This is a genomic window from Trebonia sp. (assembly GCF_030042015.1).
GTDB lineage: Bacteria > Actinomycetota > Actinomycetes > Streptosporangiales > Streptosporangiaceae > Trebonia.
The window spans coordinates 1-3,691 of the sequence record NZ_JASIAL010000459.1 but is presented as its reverse complement, the minus strand read 5'-3'; the positions used below and the strand labels follow the sequence as shown (position 1 = coordinate 3,691).

6 protein-coding genes are annotated in these 3,691 nt (G+C 71.9%); 1 reads left to right on the top strand and 5 read right to left on the bottom strand.

The features are described from left to right. The 3 genes from manA to Q1N79_RS24615 all read right to left on the bottom strand — a co-directional run. Positions 1-616: mannose-6-phosphate isomerase, class I (gene manA / locus Q1N79_RS24625; protein ID WP_300612890.1), on the bottom strand; the 616-nt coding region annotated here is incomplete at its 3' end. Between the two features lie 20 nt (positions 617-636). Beyond that, positions 637-888, bottom strand: coding sequence for a hypothetical protein (locus Q1N79_RS24620; protein WP_300612888.1), 252 nt, complete (start codon positions 886-888; stop codon positions 637-639). Further along, positions 885-1,124: a hypothetical protein gene (locus Q1N79_RS24615; RefSeq protein ID WP_300612886.1), complete on the bottom strand. Its 240-nt coding sequence runs from the start codon at positions 1,122-1,124 to the stop codon at positions 885-887. The genes Q1N79_RS24620 and Q1N79_RS24615 overlap by 4 nt, the downstream gene beginning before the upstream one ends. Between Q1N79_RS24615 and Q1N79_RS30865 the strand changes: the two genes are divergently transcribed. Next, on the top strand, positions 1,123-1,560 hold the full coding sequence (locus Q1N79_RS30865; RefSeq protein WP_367185139.1) for a class I SAM-dependent methyltransferase: 438 nt from the start codon (positions 1,123-1,125) through the stop codon (positions 1,558-1,560). The genes Q1N79_RS24615 and Q1N79_RS30865 overlap by 2 nt on opposite strands. A gap of 15 nt (positions 1,561-1,575) precedes the next feature. On the opposite strand, the gene moeZ is transcribed toward Q1N79_RS30865, so the two are convergent. Both moeZ and Q1N79_RS24600 read right to left on the bottom strand, forming a co-directional pair. Then, a complete protein-coding gene (gene moeZ / locus Q1N79_RS24605; RefSeq protein WP_300612882.1) occupies positions 1,576-2,754 on the bottom strand; it encodes an adenylyltransferase/sulfurtransferase MoeZ in 1,179 nt (392 codons plus the stop codon). Between the two features lie 14 nt (positions 2,755-2,768). Further along, positions 2,769-3,691, bottom strand: a 923-nt coding sequence (locus Q1N79_RS24600) for an alpha/beta fold hydrolase (RefSeq protein WP_300612880.1), incomplete at its 5' end; no start/stop codon positions are given.

Here is a 3,691-nt window from a genome sequence, read left to right as displayed (position 1 = left end):
CGGTCACCGCGCCGATCAGCGGCTGGCGCTCCGCCGCGGGCCAGGTCAGGACACGGGTGAGCGCCCCGGTGAGCGCCTGCGGGCCGTCGGTCGCGGCCAGGTCCGCCGCGAGCGGCTCGAGGTCTGGCACCGCGAGCGCGCGAAGGAGCGCCGCGGCGTCCGCCGCCGGCCGCATGCCCGCCAGCACCTCGAACCGGGTGAGCGCGCAGAGAATCTCCGGCTTCGGCCAGTCGTCGACGTAGTTGCGCGCCTTGTCGCCGGGCGGCAGGCCGCGTTCGTTTTCCGCGCGGAAGCCGGTCTCGGCCTGTTCCCGCGAGGGGTGCACCTGGATGGACAGCGCTTTCTCCGGCGCCAGCACCTTGAGCAGGAACGGCAGCTGCCCGCCGAACCGCCTGGCGCACTCCGCGCCGAGCTCGCGGCCGGGGTCGGCGGCGATCACGGCGTCCAGCGTGGTGCGGTGGCCCGCCCGGTCGACCACCGACGGCGCGGACGGGTGCGCGCCGATCCACAGCTCGGCCTCTGGCCGGACCGTGGGGGCCGGCCGGCCCTGGAGTTCGGCGATCACGGTGCGCGACCCCCACGCGTAGGGCTGCACCACCGGCTCGAGAAGGTCCACCCGCGCATGGTAGTGCAGCGTCAGCCCCGGGGGGACGGCCCGCGGGGATCGCCTGGGCTCGTGTCCGCCGGGTGCTCGACCAAGGCGACCACCCGGCTCGCCATGAACCGCGCGGTCCGCACCGCCGTCCCGTTCCTGGTGACCTCGCTCACCTCGACGACACCGCGGCCTGTGCGCACCTCCACCCGGCGCCCGGCGCGGGTCGCGGCCACCTCATAGGCCCGGGTCCCGTCGCCGGTATCGACCACGATCTCGACGCGGTCACCCTTCACGGCACCCTCCGGGGATCGAACGTACGTTCAGCGGCCGGGTCCTTGACGTCCACAAGCTCCGCGAGGCCGGCCCGGTAGTTCGGGCAGGTCACGATGTCCTCGTGCGGACAGTTCAGCCCGGTCTCGAGGAGATCGAGCGCGGACCGCGGCGCCGCCATCCTGGCCTGCAGCGCGCGGTGGTTGCGGCGCAGCACGTCCTTGCGGGCGGCCGGGTCGCAGGCGGGGCTTGACTTCATGTCGGCATTAAGTCAGACGATTGCTGGCATGTCCAGCCTGCTGTCTGCCCTCGATGCCGGCGACACGCAGCCCGTGGCCGTTCGGCTGCGCGCGCGTTCCTACGAGTTGCCCGGCGACGTCGCCGGCCGAACCGTGGTCGACGCAGGCTGCGGCGGTGGCCGCGCGGTCGCTGAGCTGGCCGAGCACGGAGCCCGCGCGATCGGCGTCGACCTCGACCCCGAGATGATCGCGGTGGCCAGGCAGCGCTGGCCGGCCGGAGACCACCCGCCGGCTGGTCCACGCGAAGGCGGACTCGTTCCCGTCGCCGCGCGTCGCCCGCAGGCTGCTGCACCGGATCACCGGCGAGCAGAGCTGGCTCGCCGAGCAGGCCGAGCGCGCCCGCACCAACCGGATCTTCGCCGCGGTGCCGATGTTCCTCGTCGCGCGCAGGGATAGCGTGCAGGAGCCGGCTCAGTACGACGGGAGGCTCGGGTCCACCTGGCTGACCCAGGCCAGGACGCCGCCGCCCACGTGCACCGCGTCTGAGAAGCCCGCGTTCTTCACGATCGCCAGGCACTCGGCGCTGCGCGCCCCGCTCTTGCAGTGCAGGACGATGCGCCTGTCCTGCGGCAGCTTCTCAAGCGCCGCACCCGACAGGAACTGGCCCTTGGGGATCAGCGTCGCGCCGGGGATCGAGACGATCTCGTACTCGTTCGGCTCGCGCACGTCGATCAGGAAGATGGCCTCGCCCCGGTCGAGCATGCCCGCCAGGTCCGTCGCGGTGATCGTCGAGCCGGCGGCCGCTTCCGCCGCCTCATCGGAGACCGCGCCGCAGAACGCGTCGTAGTCGATCAGCGCGGTGACCGTCGGGTTCTTGCCGCAGACGGCGCACTCGGGGTCCTTGTTGACCCGGACCGTGCGGTACGACATCTCCAGCGCGTCGTAGATCATCAGCCGTCCGGCCAGCGGGTCGCCGATCCCGGTGATCAGCTTGATCGCCTCGTTCACCTGGATCGAGCCGACCGACGCGCACAGCACGCCGAGCACGCCGCCCTCGGCGCAGGACGGGACCATGCCGGGCGGCGGTGGCTCGGGGTACAGGCAGCGGTAGCACGGCCCGTAGTCGGCCCAGAACACGCTCGCCTGACCGTCGAACCGGTAGATCGAGCCCCACACGTAAGGCTTGTGCAGCAGCACGCAGGCGTCGTTGACCAGGTAGCGGGTCGCGAAGTTGTCCGTTCCGTCCACGATCAGGTCATAGCCGCCGAAGATCTCCATCACGTTGGAGGAGTCAAGCCGCTCGGTGTGCAGGACCACCGTCACGTACGGGTTGATCTCCGCGATCGATTCCTTCGCCGACTGCGCCTTCGGCTTGCCTACGTCAGAGACGCCGTGGATGATCTGCCGCTGCAGGTTCGACTCGTCGACCGCGTCAAAGTCCACGATGCCGAGCGTCCCTACGCCGGCCGCGGCGAGATAGAGCAGCGCCGGCGAGCCGAGGCCGCCAGCGCCAACGACAAGCACCTTCGCGTTCTTCAGGCGCTTTTGCCCGGTCATGCCGACGTCGGGGATGATCAGGTGGCGCGAGTAGCGCCGGACCTCGTCGACCGACAGTTCCGCGGCCGGTTCTACCAGCGGTGGCAGCGACACTGTGCAAACTCCAGTCAGGTTGAGTGGACTTCGTTAGGCGTCAACCGGGGCGCGGCACCCGGCATTCCCCGGCCCCGTTCGAGCGCTCGTGCGCGCTCCACGATCTCACGGAAGCGCGCCGCGACGAGCGCCGGATGCTCCAGCTGCGCCACGTGCCCGGTCCGCGGCAGCACGATCACGCGGACGTCCCTGAACGCGCGCGCGGCCCGGCTGGCCATCCGCACGTTCACCAGCTGGTCGTCCCTGCCGTAGATGGCGAGCACGGGAACCTGGACCCGCCCGGCCAGCCGCCACAGCGCGGCCGGCCCGGGACGCAGGTACTCGGTCACGATCGCCCGCGCGGCGCCGATCAGGACGGCTCCGGCGTAGCCCAGCTCGTCCCTGCGCCGCACCTCGGCGACCTCGGCGGCGAACCGGTCCGGATGGACGGACCGGGGATCGTAGAAGCAGGCGGCGATGACGCCGGCCACCCGCTGCTCGGGTGAGGGGTTGCCGTGCCGGATCAGCGCCTCGCCCAGCTTCGGCACCGCGAGCAGCGGAAACTCCAACTGCGTGACGGTCGGGCGCAAGAGCGGGTCGGGCAGCGCCGGCGAGATCAGCGTTAGCGTCCGGACGAGGTCCGGGCGGGTCGCGGCCAGCCTGACCGCCACCGCGCCGCCCATCGAGTTGCCGACCAGGTGGACGGGGCCGCCGTTGTCCTGCTCGATGAGGGCGGCCACGGTCCTGGCCAGGGCGGGGACCGAGTACCCGCGGCGCTCCTTCGGCGCCGGCGAGTGGCCCGACCCCGGCAGGTCGATCGCCTGGCATGCGAACTCAGGCGCGAGCTCGGCCATGAAGTCGGTCCAGTTGGTCGCCGCGCCCGCCATCCCGTGCACGCACAGCACGAGGTCGTTGTCACTATCCCGAACGGGCCCGGGCGTCTGCACGACGTAAACCT